The organism is Exiguobacterium sp. MMG028 (assembly GCF_027947425.1).
GTDB classification, from domain to species: domain Bacteria; phylum Bacillota; class Bacilli; order Exiguobacteriales; family Exiguobacteriaceae; genus Exiguobacterium; species Exiguobacterium aestuarii_A.
In genome coordinates this window covers 187,751-205,630 of sequence record NZ_JAQJIN010000001.1, presented here as the reverse complement: position 1 = coordinate 205,630, position 17,880 = coordinate 187,751, and the positions used below count along the sequence as shown (strand labels likewise).

Here is a 17,880-nt window from a genome sequence, read left to right as displayed (position 1 = left end):
AAAAAAGATTGACGTCTACGTTTTTCCCGTTTCCGTCAATCTTCATGCATCGTTTATTTTTTTAGCAGTTCTTGCTGTTCTAACCCTTGATCGACACGTCGACGAATCTCATGCGCACCATCTTCTTCGAAGCGGCCGAGCACACGCTCACCGATTTCAACGGCAGTACCGTACTCACCGTGCAAAAACTTGTTTTCTGCGAGTGTCAAAGCGATGTGCACTTCGTTGTCACGACGACGGAATCGGTTGGCGTATTGTAACAACTGTTCAGCATACGTCACTTGACGAATGAGCGCATGGACACGGTCGCGGAAGTGATCCATCATTTCTTCTACATCATGACTGAGTCCGACGATATAGGTCATATTAAATGGCGCTTTATCGAACTGTTCATCTAGAGACTGTACGCCTTTTTGAAGTTGACGTAAGTCGTTGGATAAATCGTTCGGGACGACAGGCATCGCGCTTTTCGCCAGAAGGCGGCGGTGCGCAGACAATTCTTTCTTCCACGTTTCGAGCTTATGGCGTACTTCGAGTTCTTCTTTTCGTAACGAATTCGTGTCCTCGACGAATCGCTCATGCATGGCATTGAATTGATCGAGCGAACGTTTCGCTTCTTGGACTTTCGATTTAATCATGCTATACGGCAACATTTGGGCGACGAGCGCTTGCTCGATATCGATTACGTTCGCCGTGAGCGTCGTCCGTTCGCGTTCTAACTGTTCAAACTCCTCGCCGACGCGAGCATTGATCTCATAGTTACTGACGAGTCGAGACATTTCTGTTTGCAGGTTGCCCATGATTTCGGAAGACTGACGTTCGCGCTCCTGAATCGTCGCAAATTCCTTCTTCACATATTGACGTGCATCGACTTCCGTTCGGAACGCTTCAAACAGCTGGTCGATATCGGAACTCAACTGTTGCATGTCCTCTTCGAAATGATCGAATTCCAATCGTTCGATGCGAGCCATTAGTTCTTCACGACGCTCTTCCGCTTGATCGATTTCTTCCATTAATCCGAGCGGTTCGAGCGCATATCCGTCCATTTGCATTTCTTTATGTCCAGCCCGTAACTGTTGAAGTTGTTGTTTCAACTCCACTTGGACCGTACGTACGAATTGTGGAATGATCCGAATCAATTCACGGATATGACCGACTTGGTCCGATAAGGCTTGTCCAGTCTCGAACGCCTCAGAGACTTGACCGACTTGTTTCAAGTTGATCATTTCACTGCGCTTCGCCTCAGCGGCGGCAATCTCTTGCTCGACGAGCGTATACGTCGGTCCGAACGCATGATTTTGTGAGTTCAATGTTTTGCGGAACTGATACAATTCTTTCTCGTCTTGCTTCACGATGTCCATGAGCGAAGTGTGGTGTGTCGTGAACTCATCCATCTCATCGAGCATGGCGTGTACCATCGTCTCGAGTTCTTCGATGAGTTGTTCTGTCGCATTCAAGTCTGACTTTACTTTCATGAAGCGATATTTATCCAAGTCTTCCTCAGCTCGATATAACGCCTCATCGATTTGACCTGCATGCACACTGACCAACTCATCCCAAGATTGATGCCAACGATCGAACTTTTCTTTCGTTTCCCCTTCCATTGGCCATTGCTTGAACTTTTGAAGTTCAACCGGAATGCTCGCGCTGAGCACACTTTGTTTTCTCATATCTAAGTCATCGATTTTTTGGTAAAAATTCCTTCGAATGAGCATACTCCCCAACATGCCGCCTAATACGACGACGATGATTCCAATGATTAACCCATAAATTCCGTAATCCATCTTTGTCACAACCTCCAAGCCGCTTTCGTGGACTTATGTACCTTATATAAAAAAGAAGTATTTTATAAGAATAGATATACCTAATCATATTATAGAACCAATGATTTGCATAGGTTTTCCAATGGTTTCAGTGGAGATTGTTCATTTTTTCGGAACTTTCACGCAAGACAAATCCGAAATTTGCGTGTACCATAATGCTAAATTCTAAAAACAAGAAAGATGGAGGGGATTCAATATGTTCCAAACAACATCCTATTCAGGTGATTTAGCTGCCGGTTACGATTTATTAAATAAACAACTCGCCGCTCTATTAGAAGGCGAAACAAATGCGGTCGCCAATCTTGCCAACGCAAGTGCTTTACTGAACCAATTTTTAGATCGAATCAATTGGGTCGGCTTTTATGTGACAGACTCTGAGGATAGCCTCATCCTCGGTCCTTTCCAAGGTCTTCCAGCTTGTGTGCATATCGCATTCGGAAAAGGCGTTTGTGGAACAGCGGCGGCTACACAAGAAACGCAACTTGTCGCTGACGTTCATCAATTCCCAGGACATATCGCGTGCGACGCGGCTTCAAACTCTGAAATCGTTGTACCACTCGTACGGGATGGGAAGACAATTGGCGTCCTCGATATCGACAGTCCAGAATTCGATCGTTTCTCCGAAGTCGATCGTGTTGGACTCGAACGTTTTTGTGAGACGCTACTTCGCTTTATTTGATTGACAAGCATTTACTTTCATCGTATACTCATCTTTGTGCATGAAATGACGATAGCAGTCATAGACAAACGTATCCATCTTTCGGGCCTCGACTTAGTCGGAGGGGCATCTCGTAGCTTCGCTATCAAGTGAAGGTGCTTGCACCTTGAAAGGGGCGTTACTCGTCTTTGACACCGTTGTTCTTTTGTGCAAAATACATGAACAACAAGGAGGAGTCCAATCATGGCTCGTTACACAGGTCCAGCTTGGAAACTCTCGCGTCGCTTAGGCATCTCGCTTAGCGAAACGGGTAAAGAATTAGTAAAACGTCCTTACGCACCAGGTCAACACGGAAATGGTCGTAAGAAAATCTCAGAATACGGTCTTCAGCTTCAAGCGAAGCAAGCACTTCGTCACATGTACGGAGTGAACGAGAAGCAATTCCGCCGCATCTTCAACGATGCTGGTAAAATGCCAGGCATCCACGGTGAGAACTTCATGTTCTTGCTCGAATCACGCCTTGACAACCTCGTTTACCGTTTCGGCCTCGCTCGCACACGTCGTGGAGCACGCCAACTCGTCAACCACGGTCACATCACAGTTGACGGATCACGCGTAGACATCGCGTCTTACCGCGTAAAACCAGGTCAAGTTATCGCAGTTCGCGAAAAGTCGAAAAACGTGAAAGCTATCGCTGAAGCTCTTGAAGTAGCACCAGCTACAAAAGACTTCGTATCGTTTGACGCTGAGAAACTCGAAGGTACATTCGTACGTCTCCCAGAACGCGCTGAACTCAACGACCAAATCAAAGAGCAACTCATCGTCGAGTACTACTCACGTTAATGCTTTTAATCCCCTTCTTCGCGAAGGGGATTTTTTTATATCTTCAGAATCTCTTGTCGAATGCGCCCCATCTGCGTATCGAGGGCGTCGGCCATAAGAGCTGCTTCTATTAACTCTTCTTTAGATGATTCCGGTACGTCATGCTGGTATTTATACTGAAGTTTATGTTCCGTCGCCGCCCAAAAATCCATGGCGAGCGTGCGAATTTGAATCTCAGCCGGTACCCAGATGATCCGCTCGGCTAAATAGACTTTTGTCTTCACGATCAGATGTAAACTCCGATACCCGCTCGGCTTCGGATGCTCAATGTAATCTTTGATTTCGATGATGTCCAAATCATCCCGTGCCTCTAAATGACGCAAGATCTCATAAATGTCATCACGGAAGCTCGTGACAATCCGAATCCCCGCCACATCATGGACGTGTTCCCAAAGTGCAGACACCTCTAGAGGTAAGTCTTTCCGATTCATTTTGCGCACGATGGACGGTAACGTCTTCATTCTCGTCTTTACGTGTTCAATCGGTGAATAACCGAGTCGCGTCTGCCAATCCAAGTCAATGATCCCGAGATCGCTCTCGAGCTCCGTGATCGCCATTTCATAATATCGAAAGTGTTCACGCCATTGATGGAACTGGTCGCCGAAAAATTCTTCAATCTCCATCGTCATCCCTCCTATCTCCTCATTTTATCAAATCCGAATAATATAAAATGTACAAAAAACGTCCATTCCCCAACAAATGAGGAACGGACGTGATGATTATACGTGACGAATCACAAAGTACTTTTTCTTACCGCGACGAATGATTGTGAATTCACCGAGCGTGTCTTCACGTGTGACGACTTTATCAAGCGCTTGTTCGCGTTCGCCGTTCAAGTAAATCGCTCCGTTCGTCACGTCTTCACGTGCTTGACGTTTCGATGGCGAGATCTTCGCCTCGACGAGGAGGTCGACGATGTTGCGCTCACCATCAAGCTCGAATTGTGGCATTCCTTTGAAAGCATCTTCCATGTCTTCTGGTTGAAGCGATGTCAAATCTCCGCTAAAGAATGCTTTTGTGATGCGTTCCGCTTGTTCAAGTCCTGCTTCACCATGGACGAGCTTCGTCATCTCTTCTGCGAGACGGCGCTGCGCCACACGCTTCTCAGGTGCTTCTGCCACTTCAGTCGCAAGTGCTTCAATCTCTTCATGCGACATGAATGTGAAGTATTTGATGAACTTGATGACATCTGCATCGTCGACGTTGATCCAGAACTGGTAGAACTCGTATGGTGACGTCTTGTCAGCGTCTAACCAGACCGCACCGCCAGCTGTCTTTCCGAACTTCTGTCCGTCCGACTTAGTGACGAGCGGAACCGTAAGTCCGAACGCTTTTTCAGAATGGCCGAAGCGACGAATCAATTCAAGACCTGCCGTGATGTTCCCCCATTGGTCACTTCCACCGACTTGAAGACGACATTTCTCTGTCTCGTATAGTTTCAAGAAGTCGTAAGATTGGAGCAACATGTATGAGAATTCTGTGTACGAGATCCCGTTCTCCATGCGTGAATCGACGGAATCTTTTGCAAGCATGTAACTGATTGGGAAGTGCTTCCCAATGTCGCGAAGGAAATCGATGATTGACATCTCTTCCGTCCATTCGTAGTTGTTGCGAATCGTGATCGGGTTCTCCCCTTCAAGTGGAAGGAATCGGCTCAACTGATCTTTGATGCGGTCCGAGAAGAGTTTGACCGTATCCAATGTGTTCAATGAACGTTCATCCGAACGACCAGACGGGTCTCCAATCATACCTGTCGCCCCGCCGACGAGCGCGATGACCTGATGGCCTGCTTGTTGGAAACGTTTCAGCGTCAAAATCGGGAGCAAGTGCCCGATATGAAGCGAGTCAGCTGTCGGGTCAAATCCCGTGTACAACGTCGTTGGTTGTTTCAGTTGTTCTTTCAATCCTTCTTCATCTGTCATTTGGTTGACAAGCCCTCGAAACTCTAAGTCTTTTAATAGTTCCATCTGTTCCACTCCTTCAATTGACATAAAAAAAACGTCCCTTCTCATATGAGAAGGGACGGAGATTCCGCGGTACCACCCTACTTGTCGCAATTTGCGACCGCTTAAGCGAGAGATAACGGTCTCGAACCGGCCTAAAGGCACGCTCTGAAAGTGTAATTCATCGTTTGGCATTGGCTAGTTCACAGCAACCACTAGCTTTCTGGACAAGAGGCCCACCGACTACTTCGCTTTCTTCATCGCGTCATGATATCGTTGACTATGCTATTCATTTTATAAGCATCGTTTTCAACTTGTCAACTCCCATATCGAAACTTGCACGAGACTTCGGTTTCAAGGTAAGGTGTAGGTTGAATTGTGCTATAATCGAATATATTACTGTCTAAAATAGTTTTACACCATATTAAGGAGGCTGTCATGCTGCAGAAGATTCGAGATTTATGGAATAATCCGACGTCCATGAAAACACGTCGCTATGCCAATGTGATTTATGATGTGTCGTGGAACGTCTTACTCCTCACCATCATTTCTGTTGTACTAATCGGATTTTTAGGTGCCGGAATCGGTGTCGGATATTTCGCATCCCTTGTCAAAGATATGCCGACCCCTGCCTATAAGACGATGACGTCACAAATCAATACGTATACGTCGACGTCGAATATTTATTTCGGGAGCGGAGAACGCATCGGGAACTATACGACCGATGAAGTGCGAGTCCCAATCCCTATGGAAAAAGTGTCACCATTCGTTATTGATGCGCTTCTCGCGACAGAGGACGTCGAATTCTACGAACACGATGGCGTCGTGCCGAAAGCGACACTCCGTGCCATCTTACAAGAAGCGACAGGGTCTGAAGATCGGACAGGTGGTTCGACCTTGACGCAACAATTGATTAAAAACCAAATGCTGACGAACGAGGTATCGTTCGAACGGAAAGCAAAAGAAATCTTGCTTGCCCTTCGTCTTGAAAAAGCGATGGATAAGGATGAGATTTTAAATGCCTATTTGAACGTCGTCTCATTCGGTCGTAACTCGATGGGACGCAACATTTCAGGAATCGAAGCCGCGGCGAATGGTGTCTTCAACACCTCTGCCGAGAAATTGACGCTTCCACAAGCGGCATTTTTAGCAGGTATTCCGAAAAACCCGTTCTTCTATACACCTTACTATCAAGGTGGGGTCATTAAAGAAGATGTGTCAGGTGCGGTCAACCGAATGAAGACCGTCTTGAACCGGATGTATGTCGCTGGGAAGATTACACAAGAAGAGTATGACGCCGCGTATAACTACGACATTACGCAAGACTTCATGAAGACGCAGTCAAAACCACGGGATAAGTATCCGTACGTTATTGATTTAGCTGAGCAGGAAGCCAGAGCTATTGTCACAGACTATTTACTTGCTCAAGACGGCATCAATGTCAATGATCTCGAACCAAAAGAACGAGAAGAAATTCGCTCAAGTTACGCGAAACGTGCACACAATGCATTACGTCAAGGGGGATATGATATTCATTTAACACTTGACCGAGATATCCATGAATCCATGCAGAAACCTGCAAAAAATGCAGATAATTTTGGACCTACAAAAAAGATAGACGGTAAAAGTTATCCGGAACAGACTGCGAGCGTTATGTTGGAGAACAAAACCGGAAGAGTTCTCGGCTTTGTAGGTGGTCGATATATTAATGGCAAGACAGAAGAATATAATCATGCCGTCAGTATGACTCGTCAAATTGGATCGACGGCAAAACCAATTCTTGTATACGCCAGTGCGATTGAAGCTGGTATGATTACACCCGCTACTCAAATTATTGATGAAGAATACTTCTATAAATTTGATTACAGTAATCGAAAAGACCCCGTTAACAACGAAGGAAAGAAATATCGTGGTCCAGTTACTGTACGTGATGCGCTCAAACTTTCTTTAAACGTTCCTGCTGTTAAAATATACGAAGAAAGAAATCAAATGGTGGCAGACACGCAACATCTTGTTGATATGGGAATTGAAGTATCGGATGTTAACCGCAAAGCATCTTCAATGGCTTTAGGCGTTGGTGAAGTAAGTCCAGTTAACTTGGCGTCTTCATATGCAATGCTTGCCAATTACGGAGAGCATGTTGAACCTTATTTCATTGATAAAATTGAATTTAATGGAGAAACAATCTTCAAGGCAGAAGCTAAGAAAACACAAATTTACGAAGATCGAACATCATACCTCGTCGTCGATATGCTTCGCGATGTGTTCACATCAGGAACGGCCACGTATGCCAAATCGCTTATGAATGTTCCCGGAGATTGGATGGGTAAAACCGGTACAACTCAATTGAAACGCGACTCGTATCTGGTAGCTTCGACACCTGAGGTCACTCTTGCCGTATGGTCAGGCTACGATAGTCAAGAACTTGGTATGACTGATGCATATCCTTATGGACCATATTACCAACGTACTCAACGCATTTGGGCACAAACAGTAAATGAAGTTTATGCGAATAATCCAGAACTATTTAATGCCGGAACTCGCTTTAAACAACCTTCAAGCGTAACTGCGAAAGACTTCAAAGACTCTGGTTCATTCTCTGAGAAGAAAAAAGTAGAAGAGAAAGAAAAAGAAGAGGAAGAGAAGAAGAAGGAAGAAGAAGAGAAGAAACGAGAGGCGGAGGAAGCGAAGGAAGAGGCTGAAGAGAAGAAACAAGAAGCCGCTGCCGATGCTGCCGCTAAGAAAAAAGCTGAAGAAGAAGCTAGAGCAAAAGCTGAAGCCGAAGCAAAGAAAAAAGCCGAAGCCGAGGCAAAGAAGAAAGCCGAGGAAGAAGCGAAGAAGAAAGCTGAAGAAGAGGCTCAACAAGAAACTGAGCAACCAGCTGAAGAGAATGCCGATTCGGACGGTGCTTAAACAAACGGTCGACACATCGCGTGTCGACCGTTTTGTATATCTCAATCTTCCATCGTCGAGAGATCACCTGTCTCAAGGTTCAACTCCCATGCTTTCAAGACGCGTCGCATAATCTTACCGCTTCGCGTTTTTGGCAACTTGTCTTTGAATTCAATTTCACGTGGTGCCGCATGGGCAGCCAATCCTTCTTTGACGAATTGTTGGATTTCTTGTTTTAACTCATCCGACGGCTCATAACCTTTCCGAAGCGCGATGAACGCTTTGATGATTTCGCCTCGGATTGGGTCCGGTTTCCCGATGACACCTGCCTCAGCGACAGCCGGGTGCTCTACGAGTCGGCTTTCGACTTCAAACGGACCGACACGCTCTCCAGCCGTCATGATGACGTCATCCACACGTCCTTGGAACCAGAAGTATCCGTCTTCATCCATGTAAGCCGAGTCGCCCGATACGTACCAATCTCCCCAGAAATAGCTCTCATACTTCGCATCGTTCTTCCAAATCTTCCGCATCATCGATGGCCAAGGCGTTTTGAGTGCCAAATTCCCCATTCGGTGTGGCGGAAGTGGTTGACCCCGGTCATCCAAAATGGCAGCTTCACATCCTGGGATCGGTTTCCCCATTGAACCCGGTTTGATGTCCATCGTCGGATAGTTACAAATCATCATCGCGCCGGTTTCTGTCATCCACCACGTGTCATGGATCCGGAGATCGAACGCTTCGTGCCCCCAACGAATGACTTCAGGATTCAACGGCTCACCGACCGATAAAATGTGTCGTAGCGACGACAAGTCATACTTTTCAAATGCCTCATCGCCCGCACCCATGAGCATCCGGAACGCCGTCGGTGCACTATACCAGACCGTCACACCGAATCGTTCGATAACCGAATACCAGAACTCAGGGTTGAATCGTCCCCCGACGATGACGTTCGTCGCCCCGTTCAAGAACGGCGCAAAAATCCCGTAGCTCGTCCCGGTCACCCAGCCTGGGTCAGCGGTGCACCAATAAATATCGTCCGGTTGAAGGTCGAGCACCCATTTTCCCGTCATCATATGTTGAACCATGGCGTTATGAACGTGAAGCACCCCTTTTGGCTTCCCTGTTGATCCCGATGTATAATGTAAAATTAGACCGTCTTCACGGTCGACCCATGTTAAGTCAAGATCTGTCGTCGCCTCATTCGCTAGCTTCCGATAATCGAGCACTTTCCCAGACTCCTCGACGTCGTCACCTACGAGTAGGATTGTTTCAAGATGTGGCAATTGGTCGACTGGCACACGTGGCAACAACTCTTTCGTCGTCACGATCACTTTTGCTTCAGAGTCGAGCAATCGATCGTGTACCGCCTGTTCCATGAACGCCTCAAACAACGGTCCTACGATGGCACCGAGTTTGATGGCACCGAGTAAAATAAAATAAAGTTCTGGTTGACGTGGCATAAAGATAAAGACACGGTCGCCTTTCTCCACACCAATCGACTTCAGAACATTTCCAGAACGATTACTTTCTTGCTTCATATCCGCATACGTATAGCGCTCTTCCCGATCCCCATCGAAATAGAGCAATGCCACTTTCGTCGCCAATTCACTTTCCGCATGACGATCGATTGCTTCGTATGCCAAATTGACCTTCCCCGTTAAGTTCCAAGAAAATAAAGCTTCTGCTTGTGTCCATTCAAACGACTGACAAGCCTCTTCATACGACGCTAATTGATGTTCCCCTGTTAACGCTTTCAATTTTTCCATCGCTAAAGATTCGCCTCCCCTGTACAGATTGGTATAACCACTTTCAGTATAGTGTTAAAATTATGACAAATCAATGAATTTCCAATTTCATCAAAACAGGATGATTCCTACTTGATGAAAGCGCTATAATAAGAGGTGGAAAAGGTGGTGACCCAATGGAAAAACAATATCATTCAAAAGTGTGGCAGACCTCACAAGGTGACGTCACGATTGACGGTCCGGTTGCGCCCGACGTGCTGCAGACGTATCGTCTTGATGAAGGATTGACGGCTTTTCGTGAACCAGAAGATCAGCACGAGGCTCTTGTCGATATTGCTGGGTTGAAAGAAGGAAGAATTATCGTCGCCAGACAGGATGATCTCGTGATCGGTTACGTGACATTCCTCTATCCTGACCCATATGAGCGTTGGAGTGAAGGAAACGACCCATACATCCTGGAACTTGGGGCAATCGAGGTGAGTCCCCGCTTCCGTGGTCAACGAATCGGGAAACAGTTACTCGAAGTATCGATGATGGACCCACATATGGATGACTTTTTGATTTTAACGACTGAATATTATTGGCACTGGGATTTGAAAGGCAGCGGACTCTCGATTTGGGATTATCGAAAAGTCATGGAGAAGATGATGAATCATGGTGGACTTGTCTTCTTCCCGACAGACGATCCTGAAATCGCCTCTCACCCTGCCAACTGTTTGATGGCTCGCATCGGCAAAAACGTGCGCCAAGAATCAATCGATCATTTTGATTCGCTACGGCTTCGCCGGAGATTTATGTACGACTAAGGAGGGGATTTCATGCTAATCGAACAGATGATGAATCGACATGTTGTGACGATTCAACCGACCAATACGATCGCTCATGCCGCTAAATTGATGCGCGAGCATCGTGTCCGACATTTAATTGTGACAAACCCGGCCCGCCAAGTCGTCGGGATCGTCGGACAATTCGAGATGAGTGGTGCGACGAGCGTCTTTCATCCTGAAAGTGAAAATGCTGACTTTCAAAACCCTGTATCGAGCATCATGCGATCCGAGGTACCGACAGCGCATCCTTTCGACTTCTTTGAAGATGCCGCAGCTTTGTTTTATGAAAACCGGCTAACCTGTCTCCCCATCGTCGAACAAGGGAAACTCGTCGGTGTATTGACAGAGACCGATTTATTACGTTATTTCGTACAATTGACCGGCGCACTCGAACCAAGTTCACAAATTGAGATCCTCGTCGAAAATACGACCGGTACACTCGAAAAAGTGACCCGACTCCTCGCCAAAACAAACGTCAATATCATCAACGTCTTCGTTCATCCGACGAGCGATCCGTATAAGCGCATCATCTCGTTCCGCGTCCAGACGATGAACCCGCTCCGAATCATCGAACGGTTGAAGCGTGAAGGCTATGATGTTCTCGGTCCGGAGATGTCACGATGAGACCGATTTACATATTTGGCGAAGACGAGACGTCTTATCGCTTTCATGAGGATCATCCGTTCAATCCGCTACGACTTGAATTGACGACATCGCTTTTGATTGCAGCCGGAAAACTTTCCAAATCGGAATGTGTGTCTCCTCCACTCGCCTCGGTTGAAGAGTTAGCGCTCGTTCACGACCTCGATTACATCGAAGCCGTCCAAGCTGCGGCTGCAGGAGAACTTTCTACGCTGAAAGCGAATAAGTTTGGTCTCGGTACGGAAGACACACCTATCTTTCCGACGATTCATGAGGGAGCCGCTCGGCTTGTCGGCGGGACGATTCATGCGCTCGATTTGGTCGCGAGCGGGAAAGCGGAGCGCGCCTTTCATGTCGGCGGCGGTTTACATCATGGCATGCGACGCAAAGCATCCGGATTTTGCGTCTATAACGACGCAGCCGTCGCGATTGCACATGTCAGGAAACAATACGGATCGCGCGTCCTTTATGTCGATACGGATGCGCATCATGGGGACGGCGTCCAATGGCTCTTCTATGACGATGATGATGTGATGACACTGTCGATTCATGAGACGGGACGCTATTTGTTCCCCGGCACCGGAATGGTGACAGAACGAGGGAACGGCAAAGGATACGGCTACAGTTGGAACGTACCCGTCGATGCGTTCACCCAGGATGATTCATTCTTGACGTGCTATGAGACCGTCTTACGCGAGGCGTGCGAATGGTTCAAACCTGATATCATTTTGACTCAAAACGGTGCAGACGCCCATGCCTTTGATCCGCTCACCCATTTGGCATCAACGATATGGACGTTCGAACAAATCCCGCAGATCGCCTCACGCCTGGCCGATGAATATACAGATGGCCGTCTCGTCGCCCTTGGTGGCGGTGGGTATGACTGGTATCGTGCCGTACCACGCGCTTGGGCTCAAGTGTGGGCAGGGTTGACGAGAGAAGCACCCTACTCTGGAGATATCCCGCGCGAGTGGATTGAGAAGTGGTCAGGTATCGCTGGTCAACCGTTGCCTAATCGGTGGGACGACTCTCTATATTCGTTTGACCATATCCCACGTCGTCAACAAATCGAAGAAAAGAATTGGGAAGTCACGAAACGAGCCTTTTGGCCGTTTATCTCAAATGACCGAAAATCAATTTACCTATAAAAATAAGCCTCCCCTTTCCCTCACGTGACGTGACGGATGGGGAGGCTTTTCATTAGTCTTGGCGAAGCGAATCACGACGCTCGATCCGGTGAGGAAGCACGACGTTTTTCTCTTCGATTTCTTCTGCGTTCAAGATCTTCGTCAAGAGACGCATCGCGACGGCTCCGATATCGTACATCGGTTGAACGACAGTCGTCAACTTCGGACGAATCATCGTCGCGAGACGCGTGTTATCGTGCCCGACAACTTCAAAATCGTTCGGAACTGAGAAGCCGGCATCTTGAATGGCATGGATGACACCGAGGGCCATCTCATCAGTCCCAGCAAAGATTGCTTTCGGGCAATCGTCTCGCTGCAACATTTTTTGCATCGCTTCAAGACCTGATGCGTATGTGTAATTCCCGAGAATCATATCGTTGTCGTGGAATGGAAGACCTGCATCTTCTAGAGCGCGACGGTATCCCGCGAATTTCTTCTCGCCATTGATCTGTTGCTCGAGTGGCCCAGTGATGAATCCAACACGGTCATGCCCATGGTTGATTAACATCTGAGTCGCGTCATATGCCGCTTGCTCATAATCGATGTTGACGGCCGGGAGGTCATATCCTTGGTTTAATGTCGCTGCGAGAACGATTGGAACCGGTGATTTTTTGAACTCTTCGACGAGATCTTCATGCAAACGTCCACCCATGAAGATGATGCCGTCCACTTGTTTCCCTAATAGCGTATTCAATAAATGAACTTCTTTGTCACGACTTGAATCCGAGTTTCCAAGGATGATGTTGTATTTGTACATCGTCGCCACATCTTCAATGCCTCGTGCCAAATCGGCGAAGAAAATATTTGAGATGTCTGGTACGATGACACCGACCGTCGTCGTTTTCTTACTTGCTAGTCCACGTGCGACGGCGTTCGGACGATACCCAAGACGGTCAATCGCATCTTGTACTTTCTTGCGTGTCGTTGGTTTGACGTTCGGGTTTCCGTTGACGACACGAGAGACGGTTGCCATAGACACCCCGGCTTCTCGTGCGACATCGTAAATCGTTACGTTGTTACTATTCATAAACTACTCCTCCTACAAGTCATGATTTTCAAAAAGTTTTCATAAAACGTCTTAAAAAAGGAAGACAGGTATCTGTCATCCATTTACCCTGTCTTCATGCGATATAAAACGTTTCCATTTGGAAAGCTTACTTTTTCACCAAATCAAGTTGAGGAAACTGGAACGTCAGTCCTTCCACAAATTGATCGAATTGATCGAAATCCAATTGTTGTTGCGCATCCGATAAGGCAATGGCAGGATTCGGGTGTACTTCGACCATGACACCGTCTGCCCCAATGGCAAGTGCCGCTTTAGCAGCCGGCAACAACAAGTCACGACGACCTGTCGAATGGGTGACGTCTACCATAACCGGTAAATGCGTCTCTTGTTTCAAAATCGGCACCGCTGTGATGTCTAACGTATTGCGTGTCGCACGCTCATACGTCCGGATCCCTCGCTCGCACAAGATGACTTGGCTGTTCCCACTCGCCATAATGTACTCTGCCGCATAGATGAACTCTTCGATTGTAGCGGATAATCCACGCTTCAACAAGACCGGTTTGTCTGTCTTACCGACTTCTTTCAACAAATCAAAGTTTTGCATATTCCGGGCACCAACTTGAATGATATCGACATATGGCAAGGCCGACTCGACTGCTCCTGGCGTCATGATCTCCGTGATGACTCGTAAATCATGACGGTCCGCTGCCGCCTTCAGCATTTTCAACCCTTCAAAACCTAAGCCTTGGAAGTCATACGGCGATGTACGTGGTTTGTATGCCCCGCCTCGCATCACTTTCACTCCAGACAAGGCGAGCTTCTCTGCGACCGCATTCACTTGTTCGAACGATTCGACGGCACATGGCCCCGCAATCAGCTGCGGACGTCCATTCCCAATCGTCACGTCCTTCACATGGACCAACGTATCTTCCGGTTGACGTTTACGCGAAACGAGTAATGTCTTATCCCGGTCTTCGCCTTGCAGTTCAGCAGACGCTTTGAATACTTCTTTAAAAATATGTTGAAGACGTGACGTTTCGAACGGTCCTTGATTCGAAGCTGCGATGAAATCGAGCATCTCTCGTTCCCGGACCGGGTCGTATCGTTCGACGCCTTGAAGACGTTTGATCTTTCCAATTTCGACGGCAAGTGCACCACGCCGACTCAGCAAGTCGAGCATTTCATGGTTCAATTCATCCATTTCTCGACGTAATCGATTCAATTGATCTTGTGGACTCATTCGTTTCCCTCACATTCTTAAGCCGTTCTTTCCAGAAACCTAATTATATCGAACTTTGTGCGCTTTGTCATAAGGAAACCTTCTACGTCACAAAATCACCAAAAAAGGACCGAAGGCGTTCGGTCCTCTCTACTTTATTCTTCCTTCTTCAGGTCTTTCTTCAACTCTTTGAGTTCTTCTTTCGACTCATCATCGAGCAACTCATTGACAGGTGCTTCGAGTGAATCGTCCGACTCAGATTCAAGCGATGAGTCCGCCGTCTCTTCTTCAGCCGCGCGGTCCATCTGTTCTTTCACTTCAGATTCCGCTTCTGCGACGAGTTGATCCGCTTTCTCCATTGCCTCTTCGATTGAGAGGTCATCCTCATCCATCTGCTGTTTCAATTCGGCAGCTTCACGCGCCTTATCTTTCACGATATTGAGGACCGGTGCCGCTTTATCGCTCGCTACTTTAATCCACTCGCCGACGACTGGTTCTGCCTTCTCACGCATTTCCTTCGATTTGACAGTCAATCGCTCACGCGATGTAGATGTCTTTTCGTCTAGGTACGTTCGCACTTCACGTCCGCTTTTCGGTGATGTCAATAGTGCGACAGCCGCTCCGACGATCCCTCCAAGAATAACACCCGTTAAAAATCCACTACTTGATTGATTCTGTTCTGTTGGTTGCTTTTGGTCTGTCATGTGTGAGTTCCTCCCCGATGTATCGTTATTTGATTGTATCGTCCGTGTTAATCATGTCGGGTGATACAGGTGCTTCCTCTTTCTTTTCACGTCGCGTGCGACGGCGTGGGCGTTCTTTCGTAGTTGATGATTCTGGTTTGTTTTTCTTGAACAATTCTACCGCGACCGATCCCCATCGAACCGCTTGAGCAATCTGTTCTTTGTTTTCATCCGCTGCCGAGTGGACAGAAGTTGAGACGGTACGGACCGATTCAGTTACCTCGTTCAAGGATGTACCTAATTCATCGAGTGCATGGGCAACAGGTGCGAGCAACTCTGTTTTTTCTTCCACGTTGTCGACGAGACGGTTCGTCTTATGTAAGAGCGCCGTCACTTCCATTGTGATTCCGTCGAGCTGGCGTTCTAAGTTTTCTGTCGTATTGGCGACGCTACCGAGTGTACGGTTTACATTCGATAAGACACGTGCCAAGAAGATGACGAGTACGACAAACGCGAGGGCCGCAATCAGGCCAGCGATGCCTCCTAATGTGATCTCCATTCAATCCATTCCTCCTATTCAATCGTTTCTTGTTTCATTATAGCACCATTATGACTGAAAAGATTTGCTACAACCGTTTTCGCCATTCGGTCTGATTATTCCTTTACCCGTTTTTATGTTTTCGATTACACTAAAATAGAAATTCATAAAAAAAATTAGGGGTGGTCGTGTGAGAGATCCAAGAATTACACAATTAGCAGACGGTTTAATCAATTATTCCGTCAAGTTACAACCGGGGGAAAAAGTACTGATTGAGAATTTTGGCGTAGAGGAATCGCTCGTCGAGGCACTCGTCGAAAAAGCATATGAGGCCGGCGGACACCCATTCGTCTTGTTGAAAGAGAGCCGCATCTTACGCAAATTGTATACGGGAGCAAGTCGTGAGCAACTCGAACTCATGGCTGACATCGAACGGAAACAGATGCAGGCAATGGATGCGTACATTGGTTTACGTGCCGGTGATAACATCAACGAACTTTCTGACGTGCCGAGTGAGCAACAAAAACTCGTCGGTGCCACACTCGGTAAAATGCACACGGAAGACCGTGTCAAAGGGACGAAATGGGTCGTACTTCGTTACCCTTCTCCATCAATGGCACAATTGGCAGGTAAATCAACAGAAGCGTTCGAAAACTTCTACTTCAATGTATGTACACTCGACTACGGCAAAATGGACCGTGCAATGGACGGATTGGTCGAATTGATGAACAAGACGGACCGTGTCACATTGAAAGGACCAGGAACGGATCTCTCGTTCTCCATTAAAGATATCCCGGCAATCAAGTGCTCTGGTCAAATGAACATTCCAGACGGTGAAGTGTTTACGGCACCGGTAAAAGATTCGGTCAATGGCGTGATCACGTACAACACGCCATCTCCATACCAAGGATTCACGTTCGAGAATGTGAAGTTGACGTTCAAAGACGGTAAAATCGTGGATGCGACGGCCAATGATACAGAACGAATCAATGAAGTGTTCAACACAGATGAAGGAGCTCGTTATGTCGGTGAGTTCGCAATCGGTGTGAACCCATACATTCAACATCCGATGAAAGATATCCTTTTTGATGAGAAAATTGATGGCAGCTTCCACTTCACGCCAGGTCAAGCGTATGACGATGCCTATAACGGCAATAATTCGTCAGTTCACTGGGACCTCGTCAACATCCAACGCCCGGATTATGGCGGTGGTGAAATCTGGTTCGATGATGTCCTCATTCGTAAAGACGGACGTTTCGTCATCGATGCGTTGCTTCCACTCAATCCGGAAAACTTGAAATAATATAAAATGGTGCGCCTTCGTCAGGCGCACCATTTTTGTGGTTACAATTTTGTTTTTTTACCGAGTGCGGCAGACATCATCCAAATCTCTTTTTCGAGTCGCTCGATATGAGAGACGAACGTATCTTCAATCGCTTCATCCCCGTCTTCAAAGTTTTCCATCGCATCTTGCATCTCTTGGCGAATTTGTTTGAAGTCGTTGATGATATCTTTAATCATCTGATCCGTTTCTGCATGACGATCACCTTCTGTAAGCGTCGAGTGTTCCAAATACTCTTTCATCGTCGCATACGGTTCACCGTCATTCATAAGAAGTCTTTCCGCTACGTCATCGTAGAGTTCCGCGACTAAGTTATAGAGCTCTTCGAGTTTCTCATGATACGTAAAGAAGTGAGGACCGCTAATATACCAATGATAATTATGCAGTTTCACAAACAGTAACCCATAGTTTGCGACTTCCTTGTTTAACGTATTGAGTGCACCTTGACTAGCCATTCCAAACATCTCCTTTGTCATATTCATCGATACTA

Annotated in this window: 16 protein-coding genes and 1 other annotated feature; of the genes, 7 read left to right on the top strand and 9 right to left on the bottom strand. The window is 47.0% G+C overall.

From position 1 onward, the window contains the following. Window positions 1-53: 53 nt before the first annotated feature. Entirely contained in the window at window positions 54-1,784 is a 1,731-nt protein-coding gene (gene ezrA, locus PJK55_RS01145) for a septation ring formation regulator EzrA (protein WP_271304539.1), read from the bottom strand. A gap of 235 nt (window positions 1,785-2,019) precedes the next feature. Here ezrA and PJK55_RS01140 point away from each other — a divergent pair, with 235 nt between their 5' ends. After that, entirely contained in the window at window positions 2,020-2,502 is a 483-nt protein-coding gene (locus PJK55_RS01140; RefSeq protein ID WP_214782169.1) for a GAF domain-containing protein, read from the top strand. A 222-nt stretch (window positions 2,503-2,724) separates the two neighbouring features. Then, the gene (rpsD, locus tag PJK55_RS01135; RefSeq protein WP_074033444.1) at window positions 2,725-3,324 is read left to right on the top strand and encodes a 30S ribosomal protein S4; all 600 of its coding nucleotides are present in this window, start codon (window positions 2,725-2,727) and stop codon (window positions 3,322-3,324) included. A gap of 35 nt (window positions 3,325-3,359) precedes the next feature. On the opposite strand, the gene PJK55_RS01130 is transcribed toward rpsD, so the two are convergent. Both PJK55_RS01130 and tyrS read right to left on the bottom strand, forming a co-directional pair. Further along, a complete protein-coding gene (locus PJK55_RS01130) occupies window positions 3,360-3,986 on the bottom strand; it encodes a GTP pyrophosphokinase (RefSeq protein WP_271304538.1) in 627 nt (208 codons plus the stop codon). Window positions 3,987-4,082: 96 nt separating this feature from the next. After that, entirely contained in the window at window positions 4,083-5,330 is a 1,248-nt protein-coding gene (gene tyrS, locus PJK55_RS01125) for a tyrosine--tRNA ligase (protein WP_214746427.1), read from the bottom strand. A gap of 48 nt (window positions 5,331-5,378) precedes the next feature. Further along, window positions 5,379-5,576: a binding site (T-box leader), on the bottom strand. A 168-nt stretch (window positions 5,577-5,744) separates the two neighbouring features. Between tyrS and PJK55_RS01120 the strand changes: the two genes are divergently transcribed. Then, complete coding sequence (locus PJK55_RS01120) at window positions 5,745-8,219, top strand: transglycosylase domain-containing protein (protein ID WP_271304537.1); 2,475 nt, start codon at window positions 5,745-5,747, stop codon at window positions 8,217-8,219. 41 nt (window positions 8,220-8,260) lie between these two features. Here PJK55_RS01120 and acsA read toward each other — a convergent pair whose 3' ends face one another. Then, window positions 8,261-9,967 carry an acetate--CoA ligase gene (acsA, locus tag PJK55_RS01115; RefSeq protein ID WP_271304536.1) on the bottom strand — a complete coding sequence of 569 codons (1,707 nt, stop codon included), beginning with the start codon at window positions 9,965-9,967 and terminating at the stop codon, window positions 8,261-8,263. Between the two features lie 155 nt (window positions 9,968-10,122). On the opposite strand from acsA, the gene PJK55_RS01110 reads away from it, so the two are divergent. From PJK55_RS01110 to PJK55_RS01100, 3 genes are read left to right on the top strand one after another with little or no spacing between them, the layout of a single operon-like run. Further along, entirely contained in the window at window positions 10,123-10,752 is a 630-nt protein-coding gene (locus tag PJK55_RS01110) for a GNAT family N-acetyltransferase (protein ID WP_214693289.1), read from the top strand. 12 nt (window positions 10,753-10,764) lie between these two features. Continuing rightward, window positions 10,765-11,397, top strand: a complete 633-nt coding sequence (locus PJK55_RS01105) for an acetoin utilization AcuB family protein (RefSeq protein ID WP_012726747.1) — start codon at window positions 10,765-10,767, stop codon at window positions 11,395-11,397. After that, window positions 11,394-12,563: an acetoin utilization protein AcuC gene (locus tag PJK55_RS01100; protein ID WP_271304535.1), complete on the top strand. Its 1,170-nt coding sequence runs from the start codon at window positions 11,394-11,396 to the stop codon at window positions 12,561-12,563. The genes PJK55_RS01105 and PJK55_RS01100 overlap by 4 nt, the downstream gene beginning before the upstream one ends. Window positions 12,564-12,615: 52 nt before the next feature. Here the strand turns inward: PJK55_RS01100 and ccpA are convergent, their stop codons facing one another. From ccpA to PJK55_RS01080, 4 genes are all read right to left on the bottom strand, one after another. Further along, a complete protein-coding gene (gene ccpA, locus PJK55_RS01095) occupies window positions 12,616-13,629 on the bottom strand; it encodes a catabolite control protein A (protein ID WP_214746416.1) in 1,014 nt (337 codons plus the stop codon). 127 nt (window positions 13,630-13,756) lie between these two features. Further along, window positions 13,757-14,848, bottom strand: coding sequence for a bifunctional 3-deoxy-7-phosphoheptulonate synthase/chorismate mutase (locus PJK55_RS01090; protein ID WP_271304534.1), 1,092 nt, complete (start codon window positions 14,846-14,848; stop codon window positions 13,757-13,759). 134 nt (window positions 14,849-14,982) lie between these two features. Next, window positions 14,983-15,531 (bottom strand): YtxH domain-containing protein, encoded by a 549-nt coding sequence (locus PJK55_RS01085; RefSeq protein WP_271304533.1) that lies wholly within the window; start codon window positions 15,529-15,531, stop codon window positions 14,983-14,985. A 25-nt stretch (window positions 15,532-15,556) separates the two neighbouring features. Then, entirely contained in the window at window positions 15,557-16,069 is a 513-nt protein-coding gene (locus tag PJK55_RS01080; RefSeq protein ID WP_214782151.1) for a DUF948 domain-containing protein, read from the bottom strand. A 169-nt stretch (window positions 16,070-16,238) separates the two neighbouring features. Between PJK55_RS01080 and PJK55_RS01075 the strand changes: the two genes are divergently transcribed. Next, a complete protein-coding gene (locus tag PJK55_RS01075; RefSeq protein ID WP_271304532.1) occupies window positions 16,239-17,351 on the top strand; it encodes an aminopeptidase in 1,113 nt (370 codons plus the stop codon). 41 nt (window positions 17,352-17,392) lie between these two features. Here PJK55_RS01075 and PJK55_RS01070 read toward each other — a convergent pair whose 3' ends face one another. Next, window positions 17,393-17,845 (bottom strand): Dps family protein, encoded by a 453-nt coding sequence (locus tag PJK55_RS01070; RefSeq protein ID WP_074033457.1) that lies wholly within the window; start codon window positions 17,843-17,845, stop codon window positions 17,393-17,395. Between the last annotated feature and the right edge of the window lie 35 nt (window positions 17,846-17,880).

Bases quoted from the DNA above. Each gene is read 5' to 3' on its own strand.
- PJK55_RS01130 (WP_271304538.1), bottom strand. From the start codon at position 3,986: ATGGAGATTGAAGAATTTTTCGGCGACCAGTTCCATCAATGGCGTGAA.
- PJK55_RS01120 (WP_271304537.1), top strand. From the start codon at position 5,745: ATGCTGCAGAAGATTCGAGATTTATGGAATAATCCGACGTCCATGAAA.
- ezrA (WP_271304539.1), bottom strand. From the start codon at position 1,784: ATGGATTACGGAATTTATGGGTTAATCATTGGAATCATCGTCGTCGTA.
- PJK55_RS01090 (WP_271304534.1), bottom strand. From the start codon at position 14,848: ATGAGTCCACAAGATCAATTGAATCGATTACGTCGAGAAATGGATGAA.
- ccpA (WP_214746416.1), bottom strand. From the start codon at position 13,629: ATGAATAGTAACAACGTAACGATTTACGATGTCGCACGAGAAGCCGGG.
- tyrS (WP_214746427.1), bottom strand. From the start codon at position 5,330: ATGGAACTATTAAAAGACTTAGAGTTTCGAGGGCTTGTCAACCAAATG.
- rpsD (WP_074033444.1), top strand. From the start codon at position 2,725: ATGGCTCGTTACACAGGTCCAGCTTGGAAACTCTCGCGTCGCTTAGGC.
- PJK55_RS01070 (WP_074033457.1), bottom strand. From the start codon at position 17,845: ATGGCTAGTCAAGGTGCACTCAATACGTTAAACAAGGAAGTCGCAAAC.
- PJK55_RS01100 (WP_271304535.1), top strand. From the start codon at position 11,394: ATGAGACCGATTTACATATTTGGCGAAGACGAGACGTCTTATCGCTTT.
- PJK55_RS01105 (WP_012726747.1), top strand. From the start codon at position 10,765: ATGCTAATCGAACAGATGATGAATCGACATGTTGTGACGATTCAACCG.
- PJK55_RS01110 (WP_214693289.1), top strand. From the start codon at position 10,123: ATGGAAAAACAATATCATTCAAAAGTGTGGCAGACCTCACAAGGTGAC.
- acsA (WP_271304536.1), bottom strand. From the start codon at position 9,967: ATGGAAAAATTGAAAGCGTTAACAGGGGAACATCAATTAGCGTCGTAT.
- PJK55_RS01080 (WP_214782151.1), bottom strand. From the start codon at position 16,069: ATGGAGATCACATTAGGAGGCATCGCTGGCCTGATTGCGGCCCTCGCG.
- PJK55_RS01140 (WP_214782169.1), top strand. From the start codon at position 2,020: ATGTTCCAAACAACATCCTATTCAGGTGATTTAGCTGCCGGTTACGAT.
- PJK55_RS01085 (WP_271304533.1), bottom strand. From the start codon at position 15,531: ATGACAGACCAAAAGCAACCAACAGAACAGAATCAATCAAGTAGTGGA.